The organism is Rhodococcus sp. ZPP (assembly GCF_017656075.1).
GTDB classification, from domain to species: domain Bacteria; phylum Actinomycetota; class Actinomycetes; order Mycobacteriales; family Mycobacteriaceae; genus Rhodococcus_F; species Rhodococcus_F oxybenzonivorans.
The window spans coordinates 6060647-6086038 of sequence record NZ_CP058638.1 but is presented as its reverse complement, the minus strand read 5'-3'; the positions used below and the strand labels follow the sequence as shown (position 1 = coordinate 6086038).

26 protein-coding genes and 1 pseudogene are annotated in these 25392 nt (G+C 66.6%); 10 read left to right on the top strand and 17 right to left on the bottom strand.

The window, feature by feature from the left end; translation table 11 throughout:
- Nucleotides 1-131: 131 nt before the first annotated feature.
- From HYG77_RS27980 to HYG77_RS27960, 5 genes are all read right to left on the bottom strand, one after another.
- The gene (locus HYG77_RS27980) at nt 132-1640 is read right to left on the bottom strand and encodes an amino acid permease (protein ID WP_208961255.1); all 1509 of its coding nucleotides are present in this window, start codon (nt 1638-1640) and stop codon (nt 132-134) included.
- A gap of 136 nt (nt 1641-1776) precedes the next feature.
- Nucleotides 1777-3009, bottom strand: coding sequence for a mannose-6-phosphate isomerase, class I (gene manA, locus HYG77_RS27975; protein ID WP_208961254.1), 1233 nt, complete (start codon nt 3007-3009; stop codon nt 1777-1779).
- Nucleotides 3009-4082, bottom strand: coding sequence for a tobH protein (locus HYG77_RS27970; protein WP_109331271.1), 1074 nt, complete (start codon nt 4080-4082; stop codon nt 3009-3011). Before HYG77_RS27970 ends, manA begins: the two co-directional genes overlap by 1 nt.
- Before the next feature lie 85 nt (nt 4083-4167).
- Nucleotides 4168-5535: a phosphomannomutase/phosphoglucomutase gene (locus tag HYG77_RS27965; RefSeq protein ID WP_208961253.1), complete on the bottom strand. Its 1368-nt coding sequence runs from the start codon at nt 5533-5535 to the stop codon at nt 4168-4170.
- Nucleotides 5536-5650: 115 nt separating this feature from the next.
- Nucleotides 5651-6046, bottom strand: a complete 396-nt coding sequence (locus HYG77_RS27960; protein WP_109331273.1) for a DUF3499 domain-containing protein — start codon at nt 6044-6046, stop codon at nt 5651-5653.
- Between the two features lie 79 nt (nt 6047-6125).
- Here HYG77_RS27960 and HYG77_RS27955 point away from each other — a divergent pair, with 79 nt between their 5' ends.
- Nucleotides 6126-6617 (top strand): metallopeptidase family protein, encoded by a 492-nt coding sequence (locus tag HYG77_RS27955; RefSeq protein ID WP_201453459.1) that lies wholly within the window; start codon nt 6126-6128, stop codon nt 6615-6617.
- On the opposite strand, the gene HYG77_RS27950 is transcribed toward HYG77_RS27955, so the two are convergent.
- The gene (locus tag HYG77_RS27950; RefSeq protein WP_201453656.1) at nt 6618-6878 is read right to left on the bottom strand and encodes a WhiB family transcriptional regulator; all 261 of its coding nucleotides are present in this window, start codon (nt 6876-6878) and stop codon (nt 6618-6620) included. It abuts the gene before it with no gap.
- Nucleotides 6879-7344: 466 nt separating this feature from the next.
- Here HYG77_RS27950 and cofD point away from each other — a divergent pair, with 466 nt between their 5' ends.
- Genes cofD through HYG77_RS27935 form a run of 3 tightly spaced genes read left to right on the top strand, consistent with a single transcriptional unit; the run spans nt 7345 to nt 10227 of the window.
- The gene (gene cofD / locus HYG77_RS27945) at nt 7345-8331 is read left to right on the top strand and encodes a 2-phospho-L-lactate transferase (RefSeq protein WP_208961252.1); all 987 of its coding nucleotides are present in this window, start codon (nt 7345-7347) and stop codon (nt 8329-8331) included.
- Nucleotides 8328-9668 (top strand): coenzyme F420-0:L-glutamate ligase, encoded by a 1341-nt coding sequence (locus HYG77_RS27940; RefSeq protein WP_208961251.1) that lies wholly within the window; start codon nt 8328-8330, stop codon nt 9666-9668. The genes cofD and HYG77_RS27940 overlap by 4 nt, the downstream gene beginning before the upstream one ends.
- Nucleotides 9669-9678: 10 nt before the next feature.
- Entirely contained in the window at nt 9679-10227 is a 549-nt protein-coding gene (locus HYG77_RS27935) for an NUDIX domain-containing protein (RefSeq protein ID WP_109335206.1), read from the top strand.
- A 50-nt stretch (nt 10228-10277) separates the two neighbouring features.
- Here the strand turns inward: HYG77_RS27935 and HYG77_RS27930 are convergent, their stop codons facing one another.
- Genes HYG77_RS27930 through rfbD form a run of 3 tightly spaced genes read right to left on the bottom strand, consistent with a single transcriptional unit; the run spans nt 10278 to nt 13130 of the window.
- Nucleotides 10278-11357 (bottom strand): NDP-sugar synthase, encoded by a 1080-nt coding sequence (locus HYG77_RS27930; RefSeq protein ID WP_208961250.1) that lies wholly within the window; start codon nt 11355-11357, stop codon nt 10278-10280.
- Nucleotides 11354-12247 (bottom strand): glycosyltransferase family 2 protein, encoded by an 894-nt coding sequence (locus HYG77_RS27925; RefSeq protein ID WP_109331288.1) that lies wholly within the window; start codon nt 12245-12247, stop codon nt 11354-11356. Before HYG77_RS27925 ends, HYG77_RS27930 begins: the two co-directional genes overlap by 4 nt.
- Before the next feature lie 34 nt (nt 12248-12281).
- On the bottom strand, nt 12282-13130 hold the full coding sequence (rfbD, locus tag HYG77_RS27920) for a dTDP-4-dehydrorhamnose reductase (RefSeq protein WP_109331289.1): 849 nt from the start codon (nt 13128-13130) through the stop codon (nt 12282-12284).
- Between the two features lie 127 nt (nt 13131-13257).
- Here rfbD and HYG77_RS27915 point away from each other — a divergent pair, with 127 nt between their 5' ends.
- Together HYG77_RS27915 and HYG77_RS27910 are read left to right on the top strand one after the other, a co-directional pair.
- Entirely contained in the window at nt 13258-14712 is a 1455-nt protein-coding gene (locus tag HYG77_RS27915) for an LCP family protein (RefSeq protein WP_109335207.1), read from the top strand.
- Between the two features lie 23 nt (nt 14713-14735).
- Entirely contained in the window at nt 14736-15455 is a 720-nt protein-coding gene (locus HYG77_RS27910) for a TIGR03089 family protein (RefSeq protein ID WP_109331290.1), read from the top strand.
- Here HYG77_RS27910 and HYG77_RS27905 read toward each other — a convergent pair.
- Nucleotides 15440-15820 carry a hypothetical protein gene (locus HYG77_RS27905; RefSeq protein WP_208961249.1) on the bottom strand — a complete coding sequence of 127 codons (381 nt, stop codon included), beginning with the start codon at nt 15818-15820 and terminating at the stop codon, nt 15440-15442. The genes HYG77_RS27910 and HYG77_RS27905 overlap by 16 nt on opposite strands.
- 131 nt (nt 15821-15951) lie before the next feature.
- Between HYG77_RS27905 and HYG77_RS27900 the strand changes: the two genes are divergently transcribed.
- The gene (locus HYG77_RS27900; protein WP_244373284.1) at nt 15952-16590 is read left to right on the top strand and encodes an endonuclease domain-containing protein; all 639 of its coding nucleotides are present in this window, start codon (nt 15952-15954) and stop codon (nt 16588-16590) included.
- A gap of 140 nt (nt 16591-16730) precedes the next feature.
- Here the strand turns inward: HYG77_RS27900 and purE are convergent, their stop codons facing one another.
- Nucleotides 16731-17258, bottom strand: coding sequence for a 5-(carboxyamino)imidazole ribonucleotide mutase (purE, locus tag HYG77_RS27895; RefSeq protein ID WP_109331293.1), 528 nt, complete (start codon nt 17256-17258; stop codon nt 16731-16733).
- Nucleotides 17242-18501, bottom strand: coding sequence for a 5-(carboxyamino)imidazole ribonucleotide synthase (locus tag HYG77_RS27890; protein ID WP_208961248.1), 1260 nt, complete (start codon nt 18499-18501; stop codon nt 17242-17244). Before HYG77_RS27890 ends, purE begins: the two co-directional genes overlap by 17 nt.
- A 131-nt stretch (nt 18502-18632) precedes the next feature.
- Between HYG77_RS27890 and HYG77_RS27885 the strand changes: the two genes are divergently transcribed.
- Nucleotides 18633-19175, top strand: a complete 543-nt coding sequence (locus HYG77_RS27885) for a GtrA family protein (protein WP_109331307.1) — start codon at nt 18633-18635, stop codon at nt 19173-19175.
- A 15-nt stretch (nt 19176-19190) separates the two neighbouring features.
- Here HYG77_RS27885 and HYG77_RS27880 read toward each other — a convergent pair whose 3' ends face one another.
- The 5 genes from HYG77_RS27880 to HYG77_RS27860 are packed head-to-tail and all read right to left on the bottom strand — an operon-like array spanning nt 19191 to nt 23262.
- Nucleotides 19191-20525: a HAMP domain-containing sensor histidine kinase gene (locus tag HYG77_RS27880; protein WP_109331308.1), complete on the bottom strand. Its 1335-nt coding sequence runs from the start codon at nt 20523-20525 to the stop codon at nt 19191-19193.
- Between the two features lie 8 nt (nt 20526-20533).
- The gene (locus HYG77_RS27875; RefSeq protein ID WP_109331309.1) at nt 20534-21214 is read right to left on the bottom strand and encodes a response regulator transcription factor; all 681 of its coding nucleotides are present in this window, start codon (nt 21212-21214) and stop codon (nt 20534-20536) included.
- A gap of 42 nt (nt 21215-21256) precedes the next feature.
- Nucleotides 21257-21811 carry a PH domain-containing protein gene (locus HYG77_RS27870; protein WP_208961247.1) on the bottom strand — a complete coding sequence of 185 codons (555 nt, stop codon included), beginning with the start codon at nt 21809-21811 and terminating at the stop codon, nt 21257-21259.
- A gap of 16 nt (nt 21812-21827) precedes the next feature.
- On the bottom strand, nt 21828-22385 hold the full coding sequence (locus tag HYG77_RS27865) for a DUF308 domain-containing protein (protein ID WP_208961246.1): 558 nt from the start codon (nt 22383-22385) through the stop codon (nt 21828-21830).
- A gap of 16 nt (nt 22386-22401) precedes the next feature.
- Nucleotides 22402-23262 carry a biotin--[acetyl-CoA-carboxylase] ligase gene (locus HYG77_RS27860; protein ID WP_109331313.1) on the bottom strand — a complete coding sequence of 287 codons (861 nt, stop codon included), beginning with the start codon at nt 23260-23262 and terminating at the stop codon, nt 22402-22404.
- 104 nt (nt 23263-23366) lie between these two features.
- Here HYG77_RS27860 and HYG77_RS27855 point away from each other — a divergent pair.
- A pseudogene (locus HYG77_RS27855) lies at nt 23367-25006 on the top strand (acyl-CoA carboxylase subunit beta).
- The gene (locus HYG77_RS27850) at nt 25003-25359 is read left to right on the top strand and encodes an acyl-CoA carboxylase subunit epsilon (RefSeq protein WP_109331319.1); all 357 of its coding nucleotides are present in this window, start codon (nt 25003-25005) and stop codon (nt 25357-25359) included. Before HYG77_RS27855 ends, HYG77_RS27850 begins: the two are co-directional and overlap by 4 nt.
- The last annotated feature ends 33 nt before the right edge of the window (nt 25360-25392 follow it).

The window sequence follows — 25392 nt, the reverse complement described above, 5'->3', positions numbered from 1 at the left end:
TTCGTTCTTGATCTATACAAATTGGAAATTTTGTAAACTTGATCGATCAAGAAGGTCGCGGCAAGAGAAATCCGCCGGGAAAGCACAGTGGTGCTTTCCCGGCGGACCGGATACCCGAGGCGGGTTGCGGGTCAGATCACCTCGCCGCGACTGCGCCTGCCCATCATGGAATGTCTGCGGCCGTACGCGAAGTAGATGATCACGCCGAGCAGCATCCACACGACGAACCGGATCCATGTTTCGACGGAGAGGTTGAACATCAACCACAGGCAGGCCAGTACCGCGAGAATCGGCACCAGCGGCACCAGCGGGACGCGGAACCCACGGGGTAGGTCGGGCCGGGTCCGGCGTAGCACGATGACGCCGACCGAGACCAGGACGAAAGCGAACAACGTTCCGATGTTCACCATCTCTTCGAGGGTGCCGATCGGGAAGAAGCCGGCGAGAACAGCTACCACGACACCGACGAGCACGGTAATGCGGACCGGCGTGCCGTGCTTGCCGGTGGGCGCGAGACGCCTCGGCATCAGGCCGTCACGCGACATGGCGAACAACACCCGGGTCTGGCCCAGCATAAGCACCATTACTACCGTCGTCAGACCGGCCAGTGCACCGAAGGAGATGAGATTCTTCGCCCACGTGATGCCGTGAATGTCGAAGGCGGTGGCCAGATTGGACGTGTCGCCGGCCAACTCCTTGTAGTCGACCATCCCGGTGAGAACCAGGGTGACCGCGACGTAGAGAACGGTGACGATCGCGAGTGAGCCCAGGATGCCGCGGGGCAGAGCCTTCTGCGGATCCTTGGTCTCCTCGGCGGTGGTGGCAACGATGTCGAAACCGATGAATGCGAAGAACACGAGACTGGCCGCGGCGAGGAGCCCGTACCAACCGAACGTGCTGCCACCAGCGCCCGTCACATAGGAGAACAGCGACTGGTGGATACCCTCACCGGTCTCGGCGGGCTCGGACGGCGGGATGTACGGCGAATAGTTGTCACTCTCGATATAGAACGCGCCCACGACCACCACCATGAGCACGACCGCCACCTTGATCGTCGTAATGACGAGCGACACGCGTGACGACAGCTTGGTACCGGTGACGAGCAGAACGGTGATGACCGCGACGATCAGCACCGCGCCCCAGTCGAATTTCCACGACCCGAACTGGGCGATCGGCGTGTGATTGCCGATCACCTCGCCGAGATAGAGGGACCACCCCTTGGCGACGACCGAGGCGGCGAGGGCGAACTCGAGGATGAGGTCCCAGCCGATGATCCAGGCGACGAACTCACCGAACGTCGCGTACGAGAAGGTGTATGCACTGCCTGCCACCGGAACGGTCGACGCGAACTCGGCATAGCACAGCGCCGCGAGACCACACGCGATTGCGGCAATCACGAACGCCGCCGACACGGCAGGTCCCGCGACGTTCCCGGCGGTCCGGGCGGTGAGGGTGAAGATGCCGGCACCGATGACGACGGCGACACCGAACACCGTGAGGTCCCACGCCGTGAGATCTTTCCGGAGCTTGGTCTCGGGCTCGTCCGTGTCGCGGATCGACTGCTCGATCGACTTGGTCCGGAACAGTCCGTTGGCGCGACCGCTCACCTCCGGTCCACTGCCTTTGTCCTGGATGGCCACATCAGCCTCCTCATTCGAAAGTTGCGGTTCAGCCTATGCTTCGGCGGCCCGGAACAGGTCGGCTTCGAGGTAGATGGCACGGCCGCCGGAACCTCTCGTCGCACCCGGACCTCGGTCCGCAAAGGCGGCTCACAGGCTACGCGATGGGTGCGCCGACTCTCGCATTGAACAGCTGGACCCGGTCCGATGTCGCGGTCACCGACACGTCGGGGTCCTCCGCGGCGATCCAGACTGCACTGCCCTGTTCCACATCGAGGCGCTCGCTACCGCACGCCACCTGAACCGAACCCGCGGTGCAGAGCAGAATCTGCGGACCTTCCGTCCGGAAGCGATGTTCGACAGCACCGTTCGACGCCAGATCGATCCTCGTCAAACAGAATTCGGGAGCGGGCGAGACGTACATGCGCTCGGCGCTGCCGGGCAACTCCTCGGCCTCGAGGACAGGGATGTCGACGGAATCGAAGTCGAGCACCCGGAGGAGTTCGGGAACGTCGACGTGCTTGGGAGTGAGTCCACCGCGGAGAACGTTGTCGGAGTTCGCCATGATCTCCACAGCCATCCCGTGCAGGTACGCGTGGAGATTCCCCGCGTCGAGATAGAGCGCCTGCCCAGGCTCGAGGGTGACCCTGTTCAGCAGGAGAGCGGCGAGGACGCCCGCATCACCGGGATACACCTCACTCAACTCGAGTGCGGTTCGGACCTCGGCAACGAAGTCACCGTCCTTGGCTCCTGACAGATACTCGACGCACCCGTCGAGCACACGCGGCATCAGCGCACTGAGGACGGGCTGGGGCAGAGTGATCCAGGTGGTGAACAGGGCACGCAACCCGTCCGAGTCGGGTTGCCCCGCAATGAGCCCCGCGTAGGGCTGGAGTTCGGGCACCGCGATCGCGTCGAGCAGCTCCACCGTCCGCTTCGGATCCCGGAAACCGGCCAGAGCATCGAACCGGCTCAGCGCGACCACGAGCTCCGGTTTGTGGCTGTCGTCCTTGTAGTTGCGGATCGAGGATCCGAGCGGGATGCCCAGCTCGTTCTCGCGCGCGAAACCTTCGCGGGCCTGTTCCGCACTCGGGTGCGCCTGCAGCGACAGCGGTTCCTCGGCGGCAAGCAGTTTGAGGAGGAACGGAAGGCGTTCGCCGAAGGTGTCGACGCTGCGGCGACCGAGTTGGCGCTCCGGCTCGGTGCGCACCAGGTCCAGGAGCGACCGCTCCCCTTCGTCGGTGACGACGCGTGCGGGATCCGCCGGATGAGCACCGAGCCACAGTTCCGCCTCCGGATGTGCCGTCGGAACGGGCAGTCCGCGCAGCTCAGCGATAGCGGTGCGCGATCCCCATGCATAGGATCGGAGCGCACCTTCGAGTCGGTGCACTAGATACCGCCGATCAGCTGCAGGTATGCGGCAGTCATGTCGAGCCGCCCTACGAGGACCGCTGCCTGCTCGAGTTCCGACCGTTGCGACGGCGAGGGGCCCTCGTCGGAAGCTGCGACGACGATGTCGGCGTCCCCCAGCACCGCGGTCTTGCGTTCGGTCAGCATCAGCTCGGCCTCGGCCGAGAAGACAAAGGTGCGGACAGGACTGGCGGAGGGCGGGCCGTCGAGTTCCGGATCGTGGAAGATCGAATCGGGAACGGCCGCCGGCGCACGGAAGGTGTTCGCCGCACTCAGGACGTCCGACAGTTCGGACGCGGTTGCCACCCGGCCCGCATGCAGTAGCGCCTCGGCGCCGTGACGCGCCAGTTCCATCGCGCTTTCCGTGTCGCCCGTGAGAACGACCCGTCGTCCCTGCATCCGCGAGGCGAGAGACTTCGCCGGATTGTGGAATACCTCGCTCGTCGGTCGATCGCGGAGGGCTTCGCTGTCGACGGCGTCGGCGAGCTGCGCGAGATCGGGCACCTCGTCGCCCCACCGCTCGGATCCCACCACGCGCAGGACCGCGAGGAGGACCGCGAAGTACCGCAGCAGACCATGACGGGTCAGAGCCCGAACCCTGGGCGCGAACATCAGCACGCGCCCCGCCGCGGCCGCCTGCAGAGGCCCCTCATCGGGTGCAGCCACCACCACCTCGGCGCCCCGGCGCACCGCCGCATCGATGGCCTGCACGAGTCGAGGATCACCGGCGTCGTCGCCGGCCACCACGACCACGTCGAGGGGTCCGACCCATACCGGCGTACTGGCGGCACGCACGAGGGGAAACCCGATCCGTTCGGCGAGGACCGCCGTGAGGATCGCCGCGCCACGGCTTGCCCGTCCCGAGCCGGTCACCACCACCACACTGCGCGGCCGAAGACCGTGCAGGCGTTCGAGAACCCCCTCCTCAACGGCGGCTCTGGTGGCCCGGATCTGGGCGCCGCCCATCGCCGCGGACCGAAGGACTCCCACGGTGTCCGCGGCAACCAGTGCGTCGCCGTCGTCGAGATCCAACAGGGGCGTCGGCGCTGTCATGACACCGCACCCCCTTTCTCTTTTCTCGGAACAAGCCTCATCGAAACTTGTGTGCGTGCAAAACCTGTTATTCCAACTATGGCAGTCAGGATCGGACGATGCCCAGTATCTCGGTAACGAGTGCGTCTACGTCTTCCGCCGTGGGCGCTTCCACGTTGAGCCGTAGCAGCGGTTCGGTATTGGACGCCCGCAAATTGAACCAGGCGCGGCCGGCCAGATCGACGGTCACGCCATCGAGCCGGTCGACACCCGTGGTGCGATCGGCGAACGCAGACACGACTGCAGCGGTGCGCTCCGCAGCGTCGGCGACGGTGGAGTTGATTTCCCCGGAGGCCGCGTACCGCTCGTACTTGGCCATCAGCTCGGACAACGGACGCTCCTGCTCCCCCAGCGCAGCGAGTACGTGCAGTCCCGCCAGCATCCCCGAGTCGGCGCCCCAGAACGAGCGGAAGTAATAGTGCGCGGAGTGCTCACCACCGAAGACCGCACCGGTTTCCGCCATCTGTTGCTTGATGAAGGAATGGCCGACCCTTGTGCGCACCGGCGACCCGCCCAGCTCGGTGACCAGTTCCGGGACCGCCCGCGACGTGATGAGGTTGTGGATGATGGTGGCGCCGGGCTCCTTTGCCAGCTCCCGCTCGGCGACGAGGGCCGTCACCGCCGACGGCGAAACGGGATTTCCCAGCTCGTCCACGACGAAGCAGCGGTCGGCGTCACCGTCGAATGCCAGACCGATGTCGGCACCCGTCTTCCGCACATGCTCCTGTAGATCGACCAGATTGGCGGGGTCGAGCGGATTCGCCTCGTGGTTCGGGAATGTGCCGTCGAGTTCGAAGAACAGCGGTTCCAAGGTCACCGGCATTGGCTCGAGCACGGCAGGCACAGTGTGCCCGCCCATCCCGTTCCCCGCGTCGACCGCGACCTTCAAAGGTCGCATGTCGGCGAGATTGACCAGGCCGCGGACGAAGCTCGCGTACCGCTCGAGTACGTCCTCGTCCGTCACCGCGCCGGGCGCTCCGTCGAACTCGGGAACTCCCTCGATTACCTCGGCGGCGATCGTCGCCAGGCCGGTCTCCTGACCGACCGGCTTGGCTCCGGCACGGCAGAGTTTGATCCCGTTGTACTCGGCGGGATTGTGGCTCGCAGTGAACATCGCACCCGGGCAGTCGAACAACCCCGACGCGAAATACAACTGGTCGGTCGACGCCAGGCCGATGAGAACCACGTCGACACCCTGCGCGGTGACACCGTGGGCGAACGCTTTCACGAGGTCCGGGGAGGATGCCCGCATATCGTGGCCGACGACCACCTTTTTCGCCCCGTCGTCGCGCACGAGTCGCGCGAAGGCGCCGCCGACATCCTGAACGAACGCGGCATCGATGAGTTCACCGACCACACCACGCACGTCGTAAGCCTTGATCACGGCATGTACGGACTCGGCTGATCGCGCCACTTCTGTTTTCTCCTTTACGAGCACCAGTGCTGGCGCCAGCCTAATGCCTGCCCGGCGCGGGCACGTCCCGGCAACCGCGAGACGGCGCTCACGCCAAGGACGGACGAGCGGGAAGTCAGTTGGCCGGGTCGGGAAGAACCCGCAGGTGACCACGGCGACCGGTTCGGACCGGTGGAGTGTGCATGCCGGTGTCGGCACGTTCCTCGGCGGAGGCGGCTCGTTCGGAACGCCCGCGCTCGCCCAACCCAGCCTCGCGCACGGCCTCCGCCAACGCGGTCAGATCATCCTCGTCCGGCGTGCTCGAGGAGAATCCGCCCTCGTACCGGACCAGTTCCCATCCCTTCGGTGCGGTGATCCGCGAAGCGTGGGTGTCGCACAGATCCCAGGAATGAGGCTCGTCGACGGTGGCCAGAGGACCCACGACAGCGGTGGAATCCGAATAGACGTACGTGAGCGTCGCGACAGCGGGGTTCTTGCACCCGGGGCGGCAGCATCGACGCAGAGATCTCACAGCTAGGGAGCCTAGCCCACGGAGGCCCGGCACCTACTCGGACACACCGAGAGTGTGCGGCTGTCGTAATGTCCAGTCCATGTCCAGAGCACGACGCAGGCGTCCGGTGACCACCCGATCAGTCGACCGTCGGGGACGCGGAATTCGCGGGTCGGTGTTCCCGCCCGACGCGCCCGCACGGCGCAGTCGGGCGGAGAAATTCGATCTCGTGGTGCTCGAAGCGTTTGCGCCGATCGACGCACAGTGGCGTGAGCGCCTCACAAAGCTGGACATCGCCGTGGACGAGGTCCCGAAAATTCATGCGCTCGATCCGGATTCGGTGAACTGGCCGCCGGAGGTCGTGGCGGACGGACCGGTGCCGCTGTCGCGGCTGATACCCGCAGGCATCGACCGGCACGGCACCGCTACCCGCGCGCGGGTCGTCCTGTTCCGCCGTCCGCTCGAACAGCGTGCTAAAGACCCGGACGATTTGACAGACCTGGTGCACGACGTGCTCGTACAGCAGGTGAGCACCTACCTCGGCGTCGAACCAGAGATCATCGACCCCGATTTGCCGGGCGAGGAGGACTGACTAGACGATCCCCCGCTTGAGCCGACGGCGCTCGCGCTCCGACAGGCCACCCCAGATGCCGAACCGCTCGTCGTTGGCCAACGCGTAGTCCAGGCACTCGTCCTTGACCTCACAGCCCAAGCAGATTCGCTTCGCTTCCCGCGTGGAGCCGCCCTTTTCCGGGAAGAAGGCCTCAGGATCGGTCTGCGCGCACAGCGCGCGTTCCTGCCACTGATCCTCGATGGTCTCGAAAAGATGGTCGAAACCCGTCACCACGCTCAACGCCGGGCGAGTGCCCGTCGTCTCGATCTCCTGCGCGACGAGTTGTCGCACCGGATCCTCACTTACTTTGTCTTCTTGCACACAGACTTCTTGAACACAGACGCCGTCTGCTGCGCCTGCTTCGGAATTGGTCTGCGGTTCGTCGCTTACTGTGCTCCAGCGAGTCTCCGACTCGACCTGCTCATTGGGCATCGCTCCGCCTCCTCACCTGTGATAGCGCAGAAAATTTCGATCGTTCACGTACCCCGAACCGAACACCCCTGCCATCCGTTCGAACAACCGTTCGAATTGATCCCCGCTGCAAGCGATTCCACGCCCACAACGTCGGAATGACATATTTGTGATTAGACACGCCCAGCGTGTCGCGGTCAAGCTAAGCCCAAAATGTCCATTACTATTTCGCGCTCGAAATCGCGGGGGGAAGCGGCCGATCGCCTCCCTCGGAGCACCGCCTAGGCTTTGCTTCGTGAACGTGACTGTATTGGTTGGCGGAGTCGGTGGGGCTCGATTCCTGCAAGGCGTACGCAGACTCCTCGGCACCGACGGGGCGCAGGAGGACGACTCTCCCACCCCTCGGATCACCGCTGTCGTCAATGTCGGTGACGACGTGTGGATGCACGGCCTGCGCATCTGCCCCGACCTGGACACCTGCATGTACACCCTCGGCGGCGGCATCGACACCGAGCGTGGATGGGGTCATGCGGGAGAGACCTGGAACGCCAAGGAGGAACTTGCGGCGTACGGTGCCAAACCCGATTGGTTCGGTCTGGGCGACCGCGACATCGCCACACACCTGATTCGCAGCCAGATGCTGCGCACGGGGTACCCGTTGTCGGCTGTGACCGAGGCCCTGTGCAATCGCTGGCAGCCGGGTGTCGCCCTGTTGCCGGTCACCGACGACCGCAGTGAGACGCATGTCGTCATCACGGATCCGGAAGACGGTGAGCAGCGCGCAATCCACTTCCAGGAATGGTGGGTCCGGCACCGCGCCCAGGTCCCGACACACAGTTTCGCGCACATCGGCGCCGAGCAGGCGAAGCCTGCCCCCGGAGTGGTGGAGGCGATCGAGTCCGCGGACATCGTCCTGCTCGCCCCGTCGAATCCGGTGGTCAGCATCGGGGCGATCCTCGCCGTCCCGGGTATTCGCGGGGCCTTGCGCACGGCCGCCGCGAAGGTGGTCGGCGTCTCCCCGATCATCGGCGGAAAGCCGTTGCGCGGCATGGCGGACGAATGCCTGGACGTCATCGGGGTCGAGACGTCGGCGGAGGCGATCGGACGCTTCTACGGGGCGCGCAGCGGGACAGGAATTCTTGACGGCTGGCTGGTCCACGACACCGACACCGCCGACCTACCTGGGGTCGAGGTCCGGAGTGTGCCGTTGATCATGACCGACCCCGACGCGACCGCGGCAATGGTCCGGGCCGCTCTGGACGTGGCAGGGGTGCCGCTGTGAACGATCACGCACCGGGCGGCCCGCTCGAAATCCTGCCGGTCCTCGGTCTGCCCGAGTTCCGCCCCGGCGACAATCTCGCCGCCGCCGTGGTTGCGGCGGCATCGTGGCTTCGCGACGGCGACGTGCTGGTGGTCACCAGCAAGGTGTTCTCCAAGGTGGAGGGCCGCATCGTCGCCTCCCCCACCGATCCCGACGAACGAGACGCAGCCCGGCGGCGCCTCGTCGAACAGGAAGCCGTCCGCATCGTCGCCCGGAAGGGACGCACACTGATCACCGAGAATCGCCTCGGGATCGTCCAAGCAGCCTCGGGGATCGACGGTTCGAACGTCGAGGGGTCCGAACTCGCTCTTCTGCCCGAGGATCCGGACCGCAGCGCTCGTGGTTTCCGGGACGCGATCAAGGCCGCCCTCGGTGTCACCGTCGCTGTCGTCGTCACCGACACGATGGGACGGGCGTGGCGTAATGGTCAGATCGATGCCGCGATCGGTGCGGCCGGTCTTCCCGTCCTGCACGCGTATGCCGGGGCCCGCGACGGCCAGGGCAACGAGCTGATCGTCACCGAAGTGGCGATTGCCGACGAGATCGCCGCAGCAGGCGATCTCGTGAAGGGAAAGCTCGGCGGCGTGCCCGTCGCTGTCGTGCGTGGCCTCGACGTCGGCGACGACGGATCCCGCGGGGCGGATCTGATCCGGCGCGGACCGGAAGACTTGTTCTGGCTCGGCACCGCCGAATCGCTGGCTCAGGGCCGATCCGAGGCCCTTCTGCTGCGGCGCTCGATCCGGCAGTTCTCCGACGAGCCTGTCGACGCCGACGCCGTTCGCGCATCGATCTCAGAAGCGCTCACCGCTCCTGCGCCGCACCACACTCGCCCGGTCAGGTTCGTCTGGATCCGGACCCGCGCGATCCGGGACGAACTGTTGTCCCGCATGCGGGATCAGTGGCGGGCCGACCTCACCTCCGACGGCATGGACGCGGCGGCCGTCGAAGCCCGGGTGGCGCGGGGGAACATTCTGTTCGACGCCCCCGAGGTCGTCATCCCCTTCTGTGTTCCCGACGGCGCCCACAGCTATCCCGACGCGCGCAGGCAAACGGCCGAATCCACGATGTTCACCGTGGCCGTCGGCGCGGCTGTGCAGGGATTGCTCGTCTCCTTGGCCGTCAAGGGGATCGGCAGTTGCTGGATCGGCTCGACAATTTTCGCCGCCGACGTCGTGCGCAGCGTCCTGGAATTGCCCGCCGACTGGCAGCCTCTCGGTGCCGTCGCGATCGGCCATCCCCTGGAGCCGCTCGCGCCGCGAGATGTCCCCGACCCCGCCGACGCCCTTCTCGAACGGTGATCGCCGCGACATGAGCGCCGAATCTCTGCACCGGTCTGCGACCGAGGTTCTCGAGTCCTGGAAAACAGGGAGCGAGAACGACGAATCGCTACGCCACACCATGCTTGCGTTCCTCGGTTCCGCACCCCTCGGCTGTCTCCGCGAGTACGCCCCGGGTCACATCACGGCGTCGTCGCTGGTGCTGGACGAAGGCGGATGCCACGTCCTCCTCACATTGCATCCCCGTGTCGGCCGGTGGATCCAGTTGGGCGGGCACTGCGAGGCCACCGACGAGACCGTCGTCGACGCGGCCCTGCGCGAGGCCTGCGAAGAGTCGGGTATTCCGGATCTACGGATCGACCCCGAATTGCTTTCGGCGCACACACATCCCATCACCTGTTCACTGGGACAGCCGACCCGGCATCTCGATCTGCGCTTCCTCGTACGGGCCCGGCCCGACGCACACATCGTGCGCAGTTCCGAATCCACAGACCTGCGCTGGTGGCCGGTGGACGCGCTGCCGCCCGCCGCGGAGAAGTCGACGATCGACCACCTGGTCCATCTCGCCGGGCTGCGCTGAACAGGACTACCTGCGCCAGGCGGCGCAGTAATCCTGTGTGCCTACGCCTTTCACACGTCGGTGCTGAACCGCACTCCGCCGTCGGGAAGCGTCACACCCGGCCACACCCGCGCCCCACGCAACAGCTCACACCGGGCACCGATGTCGGCTCCATCGCCGATCACCGCATCGCGGACCAGAGCCCGCGGACCGATGCGCGCACCGAAACCGATGATGGACCGTTCCACGGTCGCCCCTGCCTCGACGACCGCACCGTCGAACAGCACGGCGCCGTCGAGGCGTGCACCCGCCCCGACCTCGGCCCCTCGGCCGACCACGGTGCCGCCGATCAGCAAGGCACCCGGGGCGACACCCGCTCCTGGGTGAACCAGGGATTCGCCGCGGGGCCCGTCGAGTGCCGGCGAGGGGGCAATGCCCCGGACGAGGTCCGCCGAGCCGCGGACGAAGTCCTCCGGAGTGCCCATGTCACGCCAGTACGACGAGTCCACGTGCCCGTAAACTCGGGCGCCGTCCGCCAGCAGAGCCGGGAAGACCTCGCGCTCCACCGACACCGGCCGTCCCGACGGGATCTGTTCGATGATGTCGCGCTTGAACACGTAGCAGCCAGCGTTGATCTGGTCTGTCGGCGGGTCCTGAGTCTTCTCGAGGAACGCCGTGACGCGTCCGTCTGCGTCGGTGGGAACGCAACCGAACGCCCGCGGATCGCCCACCCGCACGAGGTGCAGTGTGACGTCGGCTTCGGTGGTTCGGTGTGTGTCGAGGATCCCGCCGAGGTCGGTGCCACCGAGCACGTCACCGTTGAACACCATGGTGTTCTCACCGCGCAGTTTCGGGAGCACGTTGCGGATGCCGCCACCGGTTCCGAGCGGCTCGGTCTCCGTGACGTAGTCGATCTCGAGACCCAGCTTCGACCCGTCACCGAAGTATTCTTCGAACACCTCCGCTTTGAAGGACGTGCCCAGGACGACGTGGTTGATTCCCGCCGCCGCGATACGCGCGAGCAGGTGGGTGAGGAACGGCAGACCTGCCGTCGGCAGCATCGGCTTGGGCGCCGACAAGGTCAGCGGGCGAAGCCGAGTGCCCTTGCCCCCCACCAGCACCACTGCATCGGTCTTCTGTTCACCTGTCATCGGACGTCGCCCCCTCGTTGGTCATTCTTGTGTCGTTCGCGCACTGCCGCGGCCACCGCCAACCTCGACCGCACCGCCAATCCTCCCCGGAGGGCCCACCGCAACGGCGCCTGCCACCAATGCGGGTGCCGGTCTGCCTGGAAGCGATAGGCACTTTGGTGATGGGCGGGCAACATCAACTCTGGATGCTTCCCGGCTGCATGCCCCTTGGCGTGCGTGACCTCGGCGGACGGGACGTAGACGTTGAGCCACCCCGCCTTGCCCAGCCGGTCACCGAGATCGACATCCTCCATGTACATGAAGTAGCGGGAGTCGAAACCGTTGATCGAATCGAATGCCGCCCGGCGCATCAGCAGGCATGAACCGGACAACCAGCCGACCGCGCGCTCGCTGAGTGACTCGTTCTCCTGGCGGTAACCGGCGGTCCAGGGATTGGACGGCCACACCGTGCCCAATACCGCGTGCCCTGCCCCCGACACCAGGTCGGGCACCTGGCGCGCCGAGGGATACACGCTTCCGTCGGGTTCGAGCACGAGGGGACCGAGGGCTCCCGCCCGTGGCCACCGCTCCGCAGCCGCGAGAAGAACGTCGATCGATCCGGGCGCCCACCGAACATCCGGATTGGCCACGACGACGAACTCGATCTCTTCGTCGATCTCCGCCACAGCCCGGTTGACGGCACCGCCGTAACCGATGTTCCCGCCGGTGCGTAACAGACGCACATGGTCGTACGCCTTGTCCGCAGCCTCGGGAGCGCCGTCCGTCGAACCGTTGTCGGCCATCACGACCTGCGGCTCTTCTTTCGTCGCCTCGGCGAGAGTGTCCAGGAAATGCTCCAGATGCTCGCCTGGCGAATAGGTCACCGTCACCACGGCCAGCTTCGAACTCACGCGGGCAAGCGTAGCCGTTCCGGCGCGCTCCGCCTCACACGACCGTTGTCAGCGCTGCGCGCAAGGCGTCACGCCACGGCCGCATAGGTGTGAGCCCTGCGCCTACCCAGGCGTTCTGTGACAGAACAGAGAACGCCGGGCGCGGGGCGGGGCGCACGAACTGCGTACTCGAGCATGGGCGAACCCGCTCCGGGTCGGCCCCTGCCTCCTCGAAAACCGCCCGGGCGAGGTCGTACCAGCTGGCCTTCCCTGCGTTGGTGGCATGCAGCACCGGGACCGTGACATCGGTGCGGAGTACCAGTTCCAGGAGGGCAGCCGCGAGGTCCCCGGCGAAGGTGGGCGAACCCACCTGATCGTTCACCACGTCGATCGTGTCGCGCTCACGTTCGAGGCGGAGCATGGTGGCCACGAAATCGGCACCCGCACCGCTGTAGACCCATGCGGTCCGCACGACGTGGGCGGTGGGAAGCGCTGCGTGTACAGCGCGCTCACCCGCCAGTTTGGTGCGCCCATACGCTGTCGCCGGCCCGGTCGGAGAATCCACCTCGTACGGCGTGTCCGCCTGGCCGGCGAACACGTAGTCGGTGGAGATGTGCACCAGCCGCGCACCCGCACGGGCACACGCCGCCGCGAGATTCGCCGGGCCTCGCTCGTTGACGGCGAGTGCCGTCGCCTCGTCGGATTCGGCGGCGTCCACTGCGGTGTACGCAGCACAGTTGATCACGACCGATCCGCTCTCCACCTGCGCGTCCACGGCGCCGCGGTCGGTGATGTCGAGTTCGTCCGATCCCACGCCGCGCACCGCGATTCCTGCCGCCTCCGCGCATCGGACAAGGTGTCTGCCCAGTTGTCCCCGGGCACCGGTCACCAGCATTTCCGTCACGCGGTCAGTCTGGCACGCCGATCGCCGCGTCCCGACTCCGAACGCGCCGACCAGTAGCCTGGTTTGCGTGTCACACGAGCAACCCGTTCCGGGCGACCCCCCGAGGACGCGCCAGCATCCCGTCCACATCGCGGCGGCCGTGCTGTCGGTGCTCGCACTCGTCGTCACGGGCTTCGCGTGGCGGAGCATCGATTCGTTGCGGAACAATCTGGCGACGGCGGGCGGTCTCGGACTCGGCGGAAGCGCCGACGGCGCCGTCGACATCCTCATGGTGGGTACGGACAGCCGCACAGATGCGCACGGCAACCCGTTGTCCCAGGAGGAACTAGATTCACTGCGGGCCGGCGAGGAGGTGGCGTCCAATACCGACACCATCGTCCTGATCCGCGTCCCGAACGACGGCAGTTCCGCCACCGCCATTTCCATCCCCCGCGACTCCTACGTCAACGTTCCGGGAATCGGCAAATCCAAGATCAATGCGGCATACGGCGCCACCAAGGAAACGGAGCGGTTGAAGCTCGTCGAGGGCGGCGCGACCGATGAAGAGGCCGAGGAGCAGTCGACGGAGTCCGGCCGGGAGGCACTCATCAAATCGGTCGCGGATTTGACCGGCATCACCGTCGACCACTACGCCGAGGTCGGGTTGCTCGGATTCGTCCTCCTGACCAACGCGGTGGGCGGCGTCGACGTGTGCCTCAACGAGCCGGTGGACGAGGACATGTCCGGGGCACATTTCCCCGCTGGTGAGCAGTCGCTGAAGGGCGCCGACGCGTTGAGCTTCGTCCGGCAACGCCACGACCTTCCCCGTGGAGACCTCGACCGCATCGTGCGCCAGCAGGTGTTCATGGCGTCGCTCGTCGGCAAGGTTCTGTCCGCGAAAACTCTCAGCGATCCGGGCAAGCTGAACGAACTGAGCGCTGCGGTCCAGCGTTCCGTCGTCCTCGACGACGACTGGGACATCATCGAATTCGCCACCCAACTCCAGGATCTTGCCGGTGGCAAGGTGCAATTCGACACCATTCCGGTGGCCGATCTCAACGGCATGACCGACTACGGCGAGTCCATCGTCGAGGTCGATCCGAAGGCCGTGAAGAAGTATGTGGCAGGTCTCGTCGGTGAAGAACCGAGCGACTCGGACGACACGTCCACCACCACACCGAACATCGACGCGTCCACTGTCACCGTGGATGTCGCGAACGCCAGCGACATCGGGGGCCTCGCCACCGGTGTCTCCGATGCGCTCACCGCGCTGGGCTACGTACAGGGTGAGGTGGGTAACTACACCGGCACCTCGGTGAGTTCCACCACGGTCTTCGCCCACTCCGCGGACGACGACAGCGCCAAGGCGGTTGCATCGGCACTCGGGGGGCTGCCCACCGACACCGATTCGTCTCTGCCCGAAGGCTCGGTTCGCGTGGTGCTGTCCGACGACTACAACGGCCCGACCTCCGCGGAGACCACCGCCACGAGCGGAACGACCGAGACCGCCGGCACGTCCTCCGCGGCAGGCACCTCGCCCACTCCGGCACCGTCCGGCCCGCCCATCGACGCCGGCTCCTCCGGCCCGCGCTGCGTGAACTAGAGAACGAGAAACGAACTGTGTCCATGAACCATGCCTCCCGCACGCTGACCGACGCCCTTCTCGACCCCATCCTGGCGAGCGACCCGGCGGGCCCACGAGTGACGTTCTACGACGACGCCACCGGCGAACGGGTCGAACTCTCCGCGCTCACCCTGACCAACTGGGCGGCGAAGACCGCCAATCTGCTGCGGGACGAGTTCGCCCTCGAACCGGGAGCACGGGTGTGCGTGCTGCTGCCCGCGCACTGGCAGACCGCCGCAGTTCTCCTCGGTGCCTGGTGGGCCGGGGCCGAGGTCGTCCTCGAGCCCGACGAGCGGGCGGAAGTCGCACTTGTCTCGGTGGACCGTCTCGACGACGTCGACGACGTACCTGAGGTCGCGGTGCTTTCTCTCGACGCATTCGGACGCCCCGTCCCCGATCTCCCGGTCGGCATTACCGACTACGCCACCTCCGTCCGCGTCCACGGCGACCAGTTCCGGCCGACCGTTGCCGGACCGGCGCTCGCCGGGGCCGGCGTGGACGACGTTCTCGAGGCCGCACGAGCGTCGGCCGAAGCGCAGGGAATCACGTCGACGGATCGGGTGTCGTCCGATGCCGATTGGAATTCGCCCGATGCACTGATCGCCGGGCTGATCGCCGTCTTCACGGCCGGCGCGTCGCTGGTGCAGGTGGCCAACGCCGACCCGTCGGCTCACGCGCGGCGGATCGATACCGAGAAAATCACGCGTCAGCTGACGCGATAGCCACCGTCCGCCAGTCCCGCGGCGATCTCGAATCTGTTGCGCCTCCCGGGGTGGCGTAACTCCTCGAACAGGTACCGCAGCGCGAAGGTCCACCCGTAGCTCGCCCACTGGTCGGCATGCACCGACTCGTGTCGCAGTAGCGGTCGCGCCGGCATCCGGCCCGTGAGGAACGCGCCACCGATGGTGGTGCCCCCACGCGCGAAGCCGCCCCTCATGTCGCTGCACACGAAGATGCCGAACTCTTCGTCGAAGGCAATCCGTCCACCCCACGCCCGCCCATACACCAACGCCAAGCTGGTGATCGCCGCCGACTGTGCATTCCCCCGTGACGCACGGATGACCGCGATCCCACGACTGCGTCTCATCCGTGGAGGATAGGTGCTTGCGGCGAGCTTCATCCACAACATCACGCCCATCCACAGACCAACCGGAAGTCCCAGTTCGCGCGCAGGAGTGACCCATCGTCGAACCCGACACGTATATCCGGTGCGCCGCGGTGTCCGAGTGGCGCCGGGACGGGGTCCTGAGTCACCGCACAGCAGCCTGGCTGTACGGGTGGTTACCCGAGCCAGTGGTATTCGAGGCGACGATCCCCAGGGCGCTCCGGGTGACGCCCCCGGACTGGTTACGGCTGTACCGCCGCGACCTCCCTACACCGTCGGTATCGATGGTGTCGCTGCTCCCTGTGGTCTCGTCTGCTCAAGCGCTCTTCGACTGCGCCGTCGTCATGCCAGAGCGCGACGTCGCGTCGCTTGTCGACGCCGAACTCAACCGAAGCGTCGATCCCGACGAATTCCGGGACCTCTGCGTCACCCACCGCGGTCGGCACGGCGCACCCGCAGCACGGCTACTTCTACGCCATGCGGCCCTCCGCGCCGCGTCGGAACCCGAGCGGGTACTCGGTAGAGAGCTCAGCCTCCGCGGTTGTCCGCCCGGGGCCAACCACCCGATCGGTCCGTACTCGGGTGATTTCGTCGATGAGCAGGCGCGGATCGTCGTCGAGGTCGACGGCCGCGAATTCCACAGCGATCCGAAGGTGTTCCGGAACGACCGACGGCGTCAAATTGGCTTGTCCGGGAGGGGTGGGTGGTGCTCCGCTTCGCGGCCTACGACGTCCTGGCGCATCCCGATGTGATCGCCGACGAGATCGTCACTGCGGTGCGTCGGCGCCGGCGCCGGCGCAGTCGGCGCTGACAGTGCACTCAGCCGCCACTCCTTGCCCATCGAAGGCCGCTTCGGCCACCCAGAACCACATAGTGGCGGCTCAGTACGAACTCAGCCGAGGAGCTTCTCGCGCAGGGCTTTGTCCTTGTCGAGCACCATCGATTCGAGCCCGTCCTGGAACGCGGCCATCTGCCGTTGCAGGGTGGGGTCGGCGGCACCGAGGATGCGGACGGCGAGCAGACCCGCATTACGGGCCCCCCCGATGGAGACCGTCGCAACGGGAACGCCCGCAGGCATCTGCACGATCGAGAGCAGGGAATCCATGCCGTCGAGGTACTTCAACGGAACCGGCACACCGATGACGGGCAGTGGGGTTGCCGAGGCGACCATGCCGGGCAGATGGGCCGCGCCGCCGGCACCGGCGATGATCACCTTGATGCCGCGACCGGCGGCGGACTTCGCGTAATCGAGCATCCGCTGCGGTGTGCGGTGGGCGGAGACCACACCGACCTCGAACCGGACACCGAACTCCGCGAGGGCCTCGGCGGCGGCTTCCATGGTGGGCCAGTCGGAGTCGCTGCCCATGATGAGCCCGACCTGCGCGCCCTGCTGTGCTGCCGATTCACTCACCGTGTACATCCCATCCGTCGGTCCATTCCGCGTGTGAAAGCCAATGCGCCGCCCGCTCGGCCCGCTCGCGCACCGCGGCCACGTACTCGGGGTCGTCGACGGACCCGGGGCCGCCCACGATGTTGACGTGGCCGATCTTGCGGTCCTTGCGTTCGCCCTTGCCGTAGAGGTGCACCTTGGCGTCGGGCATCCGCGCAAACAGGTGGTGGACCCGTTCGTCCATGCTCATCTCCGGAGCGGTGGGCGCCCCGAGGACGTTCGCCATGACGGTGAGCGGCGCGATCGGCGCGGTATCACCGAGGGGATAGTCGAGGACGGCACGCAGATGCTGCTCGAACTGCGAGGTGCGGGCGCCGTCCATGGTCCAGTGGCCCGAGTTGTGCGGGCGCATCGCCAGTTCGTTGACCATGAGGGTGCCGTCGGAGGTTTCGAAGAACTCTACCGCCATGGCGCCCACCACACCGAGTTCGGAGGCGAGCCGCAACGCCAGTCCCTCTGCCGCTGCAGCGAGTGACTGGGGCAGCTGCGGAGCCGGAGCCAGGACGACGGCGCACTGGCCGTGCCGCTGAACGGTTTCCACGACCGGCCACGTGGCCCCCTGGCCGAACGGTGACCGTGCCACCATCGCCGACAGCTCGCGGCGCATGTCGACCTTCTCCTCCACGAGGAGGGCGACACCGTTGTCGAGTTGCTGTGTGACGATGCGCTCGGCTTCGTCCGAATCGTCAGTGATCCAGACACCCCGGCCGTCGTATCCGCCGCGGACGGCCTTGATCACCAGCGGCCATCCGTGCTGCGCGCCGAACTTCACGACGTCCTCGGCCCACGTCACTTCGGCGAAGGCCGGGACGGGCGCACCGAGCTCGCCGAGCTTGCGCCGCATCGCCAGCTTGTCCTGCGCATACACCAGAGCCTGCGGCGGCGGCTGCACATTGACACCCTCGGCGACGAGGACGTCGAGGTGCTCGGTCGGGACGTGCTCGTGGTCGAAGGTCAGCGCATGCGAACCGACTGCCGCCTCACGCAGCGCGTTGAGGTCGGTGTGGCTGCCGAGAACGACGTCGGGGCTCACCTGCGCGGCAGGTTCGTCGAGCGCACCCGAGAGCACGCGCAGCGTCTGGCCGAGCGCAATCGCGGCCTGGTGCGTCATCCGCGCGAGTTGGCCACCGCCGATCATCGTCACGACGGGTTGCCCGGCGTGCAGATCGCGGGGTGTCGTGGGACGCGGTGAGGAGTCAGAGTTGCCGGTCACGGGTCATAAGTTTGTCACGTCCGGTGCCGGGTCCCCGCGCCGAGGTGGCAGCACGTCAGTTTCTGTGATTCTCCTGATGATTTCACCGCCAGTTAGTGGTATTGCGTCCTGCTTTCGTAAACTTCTCCGTTGTGTCATTCGTCGATGGTGTCCTCGCACGCGTACCCCAGCCTTTCCGGGCTCTCGCGTTGCGGCATCACGAGCTGATCAAGTTCGCCATCGTCGGCGGCACCACCATGGTGTTCGACCTGGCCATCTTCTACTCGCTCAGCCTCACGATCCTGGAAGAGAAGCCGGTCGTCGCGAAGGTTCTTTCCGGCGTCCTGGCGACAGTGCTGAGCTACATCCTCAACCGCGAATGGTCCTTCAAGAATCGCGGTGGACGCGAGCGCCACCACGAGGCGTTGCTGTTCTTCACCATCAGCGGCATCGGAGTTCTCATCGCCGCTGCACCCTTGTGGACCGCCAACAACGTCTTCGATATCCGTGCCAACCAGGAAAATCTCACCACTCTGGTGATCGTCGACTTCGTGCTCAACTACATCATCGGGAATCTTCTGCAGATGGTCTTCCGGTTCTGGGCGCTGCGCCGGTTCGCCTTCCCGGAACAGACCGTCCGCATCGATCCAGATCTGGTCGACGAGGCCGCCGAGGAAGAAATCGGCCACGCTTGAGCCGAGGGCGCGCTCCTACCGTGGCTCCCTGATCCCGGCCACCCGGGTCGGCACGTGCTCCCGCGCGACCGGGACGAAGATCGCGAACAACGCCGGCCGGCGCCGCTGCAACTCGAGCCGGCCCCCGTCGGCCTCTATCAGCGCCCTGGCCAGCGCGAGCCCGACTCCGGTGGATCCGGCCCCGGAGAACCCGCGGTCGAAGATATGCGGCGCGAGGTCGTTGCTCACCCCGTCGCCTTCGTCGGAGACCTCCACGCACACCGTCGCTTCGCGGATGGAAGCATCCGGACCCGCCGCCCTGAGCGTCTGCCCGTGAATCAGCCGCACCGCGACAGTGCAGGTACCGGCGCCGTGCATGAGGGCATTGTCGACGAGCACCGCGACGGCCTCACGCAGCCGTGAGCCCGTGGTCGACGCCATCACCGTGGCATCACCGCGCAGCACCAGGTCGCGGGAGGCATCCTCGAAAGGCCGTTTCCAGTCGGCGATGACGACGCCGAGTTCCCGGATCACGGAAACGTGGTTTTCGGTACCGCTGTTGCGCGAGGAGCGCACCAGTTCGTCGATCGCGACGGTGAGGCGGTCCACCTGCGCCATCGCCTCGTCCGCTTCGACCACGACGGCGGGGTCGGAGTGCTCCGACAGTTCGTCGAGGCGCAGGCGCACAGCGGTCAGGCGGCTGCGCAACTGGTGGGACACATCGGCGACGAGGGCGTGCTCACGCTGCAGCCTGCCGGCGATCTCGACGGTGGCGGAATCGAGGACATCGGACACCCTGTCCAGTTCGGGAATGCCGTGGCGACGACTGTCCGGGCGAAAATCGCCCTCGGCGAGACGGGCAGCGCGGCCGGCCACGTCCCGCAGCGGGTCGGCGAGCCGGTTGGCCGTGACGACCGCGACCACGGTTCCGGCTGCGACCGACACCAGGACCAGCAGCGCCACGGCGCCCACCGCCTGGCGTTGCTGAGTGCGCATCTCGTCGGACGGCACCTCGAGGCGCAGGGAACCGGACGTGCCCATCGCCAGAGACTCGACCAGCGGTGAGGGGACGACGGGTTCCCCGATATCGACGCGGGCGGCGCCGTCGTCGGGGGTCGGATATACCACCACCAACCGGCCGTCCGACGGGGTCAGAAGACGCAGCGAATCGATGTCGAGGACCCCCTCCACCACACCGTCCGCACCTTCTTGAGCGATGATTTCCGTCGCCATCCGGTCGAGGCGGATTTGGAGGTCACTGCGGGTGAAGTCCTCCACCCACAACCAGGCGGTGTAGATCAGCGGGACACCGAGCAGTAACGCCGTGAGGATGACGACAGCGAGGATCGACTGGAGAATTCTGCGGCGCACGAACCGGCCTAGTCGGTGTTGATCCGGAAACCGACGCCGCGGACCGTCGCGATCCGACGTTCGGCGGCGGGCCCCTCGTCACCGATCTTTCGGCGCAGCCACGACATGTGCATGTCCAGCGTCTTGGACCCTCGCAGTTCGACGTCGCCCCACACCTCCGCGAGGATGGTGTCGCGCGAGACCACCTGTCCCGCATGCTCGAGCAGGACCCGAAGCAGCTCGTACTCCTTGTTGGCCAGCGCGATTTCGGCGCCGTTCACCATTACTCGCCGGGCGGCAGGTTCGAGACGGATGCCCCCGACCTCGACGACGGAATCCTCGCCGCCGCCGCGGCGACGCAGGAGGGCACGGACCCGCGCCATCAGCTCCGCCAGCCGAAACGGTTTGCCGACATAGTCATCGGCGCCGGCGTCGAGACCGACGACGAAATCCACTTCGTCGGTGCGGGCGGTGAGCATGAGCACCGCCAGGTCCGAACTGTGGGCGCGGACTTGCCGGCAGACCTCGAGACCGTCCATTCCCGGTAATCCGAGGTCGAGGATCAACAGGTCGTACGCACCATCGAGCGCCTGTTCCAACGCCGCCGGCCCCGTGTGCTCGATGGTGACGTCGTATCCCTCCCGACCCAGTGCCCGCGACAGCGGGGCGGCAATGGCTTCGTCATCTTCGGCAAGCAATACGGCGGTCACCTACACAGGGTACGGAGATGCGCGAACAGCTGTGACCGGTTATCAGCCTTTGCCGGGATCGACGTCCCCGCGAGGGTCTTCGCGCTCGCGACCACGGTGCAGATCCATCGCGTCGAACACCTGGTGGTACAGGAGCGAGTGGACACGCTGTACGTCGGGAATGTCGTCGAACTCGAGGGGGTCGTCGGAGGACGAGACGATGACCAGTGTGCCGGTACGCAGCATCCGGTCGAGCAGGCCGTGCCGGAACTGGACGTTGCTGATTCGTCCCATCGGAATGTCGATGCCTGTGTGGGTCAGCACGCCGTGCCGGATGAGTACCCGACGGTCGGTGGCGATGAAGTGTGTGGACTTCCAGCTGAGGAACGGCGCCAGGCATCGCCAGGTCACGACCGCAAGCCAGAGCGCGATCACCACGATCATTGCGACGTTCAGCGACGACCCGTCGAGTTTGTTCCCGGCGAAGCCGAGCGCGAATCCGGCAACAGCCGTTGCCGCTACCAGGGTGACGGCAGGCAGCAGCAACATCTTCCAGTGCGGATGACGATGGAGTAAGAGTTCCTCGTCGTCGGCGAGGGCATCCTCGGGGTATCCCATACGGAAGAGTCTGCCCTCACCGCATACGGCTCAGCACGATCGGGGTGATGACGATGATGATGCCGTACAGCACCATCCATACTCCGACGACGATGACGAATACCTCGAGCGAGAGTTCGGGTTGCAGCAGCACGATCGCTCCGGCCACGACACTGATGACGCCGAGCACGATGCTCAGGCCACGGTCCGCCGCAGTTCCCGACGCGCCCTCGACAATCTCGAGCACGCCACGGAACACCCACCACGCACCGACGACGAGGGCGATGATCACCACCGTCTGGAGGGGGCTCCGCAGCACGAGGAACGCCAGAAGTATTGCGAGCGCACCGGATACGCCGACGAGCGTTCGAGCGGCCCCGCCGGCGTCGACGTCGGCAAACGCCCGGATGATCTGAACCAGACCGAAACCGAAGAACTGGATGGCGATGAGGACGGCGACCACGGTGAGCGTGACGTCCGGCCATACCAGCATCGCGACCCCGAGACCCAGTGTCAGCAGTCCGAGTACCACGGTGAGACCGGTCATTGTGCGCCGAACGGTGAGGTCGGCCGATTCGGGAGTCGAGGTACTCATGTACCACAGTGTGGCATCACTCCTTGCGCACCGGACGCAAATGTGTAATGTCGCCGGCGGAGACCGCTACCGTGTCGGCTCGGCCCTCCGGCGCGATCACCACCCGCCCTTCGGTGTCGATGTCCGTCGCGATCCCGAGAAGTTCGGTGCCGCCGGGCAATTCGGCGCGCACCCGCTGACCGAGTGTGCCGCATCGGGCACGGTAGGCGTCCGCGAGATCGGTGACGTCCCAGTTCGTGTCGTGCCATTGCTGCCACCGATCCGCGATGGCGCGCAGCACCGCCCGCACGAGCGTGTTCCGGTCGGTGACCTCCGCGCCTTCGAGCAACAACGACGTCGCGTGTGGAACAGGCAGCTCGTCCCGGGCCAAAGTGACGTTGATCCCGATTCCGACGACGACCGCCGGATCAGGCGTCGTGGTGGCCACTTCGGCAAGAATTCCGGCCACCTTGCGGCCGTCGATCAGCACGTCGTTCGGCCACTTCAACTCGGCGGGCACCTTCGCGACGGCGCGGACCGCGTCGACCACCGCAACTCCGGTCAGCAACGGCAGCCAGCCCATGTCGCCGACGCTCATCCCGGGCATCGTCAGCAGCGCGGAGACGGCGATCTGCGCCTGGGGAGGGCTGACCCAGGCGCGCGAGTGGCGCCCACGCCCGCTCCCCTGAAATTCGGCCAGCAGGACGTGCCGGTCACAGTCCTCGTGGGCAGCCCGCGCAAGGAGGTCCGCGTTGGTAGAACCGGTCTCCTGCACGACGTCCAGCCGCGACCAGAACGCGCGCGGATCGCCGCCGGCGGATCCTTCGCCGTCGCCGCGGACGAGGGCTTTACGCAGTGCGTCGGCGTCGAGCGGGGGTCGGTTCAGATCAGTCCACATATCTCCAGCCTATGGTGGGCCCGAAAATGTACTGGTCAGTAGCCGGGTTCGGACGCCCACCTCCCTTGGCCACGGCCCCGCCACTCTCGTTAAGCTGACCTGTCATGACCACTGTTCAGGAGCCGAGCGCGCCGGAGTCGGCGAGCACGCCCGATATTCACACGACCGCGGGAAAGCTCGCCGACCTGCGTAATCGTCAGGCCGAGGCGCAGCACCCCAGCGGTGAAGCAGCGGTCGAGAAGGTCCACGCCAAGGGCAAGCTCACCGCCCGCGAACGCATCACCGCATTGTTGGACGACGGCAGCTTCGTCGAACTCGACGCCCTCGCCCGCCACCGCAGCGTGAACTTCGGCCTCGCCGACAACCGCCCCGTCGGCGACGGCGTCGTCACCGGCTACGGCACCATCGACGGCCGCGACGTGTGCGTCTTCTCCCAGGACGCCACCGTCTTCGGCGGCTCCCTCGGCGAAATCTACGGCGAAAAAATCGTCAAGGTCATGGACCTCGCCCTCAAGACCGGCCGCCCCTGATCGGCATCAACGAAGGCGCCGGCGCCCGCATCCAGGAAGGCGTCGTCTCCCTCGGGTTGTACGGCGAAATCTTCCACCGCAACGTCCAGGCCTCCGGCGTGATCCCCCAGATCTCGCTGATCATGGGCCCCGCCGCCGGCGGCCACGTCTACTCCCCCGCCCTCACCGACTTCGTCGTGATGGTCGATAAAACCTCCCAGATGTTCGTCACCGGCCCCGACGTGATCAAAACCGTCACCGGCGAAGACGTCACCATGGAAGACCTCGGCGGCGCGCACACCCACATGGTCAAATCCGGCGTCGCCCACTACGTCGCCTCCGGCGAACAAGACGCATTGGACTACGTCAAGGACCTGCTGTCCTATCTACCCAGCAACAACCAGGCCGCCGCCCCCCGCACCCAGCCCACCGACCCGATCCCCGGCGCCATCGAAGACTTCCTCACCGACGAGGACCTCGAACTCGACACCCTGATCCCGGACTCGGCGAACCAACCGTACGACATGCACGAGGTGATCCGCCGGATCCTCGACGACGACGAATTCCTCGAGGTCCAGGCCGAACGCGCCGGCAACATCGTCGTCGGCTTCGGCCGCGTCGACGGCCGCAGTGTCGGGATCGTCGCGAACCAGCCCACCGTCTTCGCCGGCTGCCTCGACATCGACGCCTCCGAAAAAGCCGCCCGCTTCGTGCGCACCTGCGACGCGTTCAACGTCCCGATCATCACCCTCGTCGACGTCCCGGGCTTTCTGCCCGGCACCGACCAGGAGTTCAACGGCATCATCCGCCGCGGCGCGAAACTGCTCTACGCCTACGGTGAGGCCACCGTCGGGAAGATCACCGTGATCACCCGCAAGGCCTACGGCGGCGCCTACGACGTGATGGGCTCCAAACACATGGGCGCCGACGTCAACCTCGCCTGGCCCACCGCCCAGATCGCCGTCATGGGCGCCTCCGGCGCCGTCGGCTTCGTCTATCGCAAACGCCTCCTCGAGGCCGCGAAGAACGGCGACGACGTCGACGCACTGCGCCTGCAACTGCAACGCGAATACGAAGACACCCTCGTCAACCCCTACGTCGCCGCCGAACGCGGCTACGTCGACGCCGTCATCCCGCCCTCCCACACCCGCGGACAGATCGTGGCCGCCCTGCGCCTCCTCGAACGCAAAATGGTCACCCTCCCGCCCAAGAAGCATGGGAACATCCCCCTATGACCGCTTTCACTGAAGAGCGCACGGAGAACGGTTCGGACACGGCGGCCGAGAGGACGTCGGTCAACGGTTCCGCCGCCGAGGCCGCCCTCGCGGACGCGGACACCGCGCTGTTGCCGGGTGCGGAACCGGGTGCCACCGCCACCGAACCCTTCGTGACGGTAATCAAGGGCTCGCCCACCGACGAGGAGATCGCGGCCCTGGTCATCGTGTTGACGGCCGCCGCGAACAGCGGCAGCGGAGACCCCGATTCGCATCTGCCACCGGAGTCCTGGGGTGCTCCCACGCGTATGCACCGCAGTGTGGCGCCCTTCTCGCCGTACGCGTTCCCGAACGTGTCGGCATCCCCGCGTTGACGGTGACGCTGCCGGTCGTCGTGAGGCGCCAAC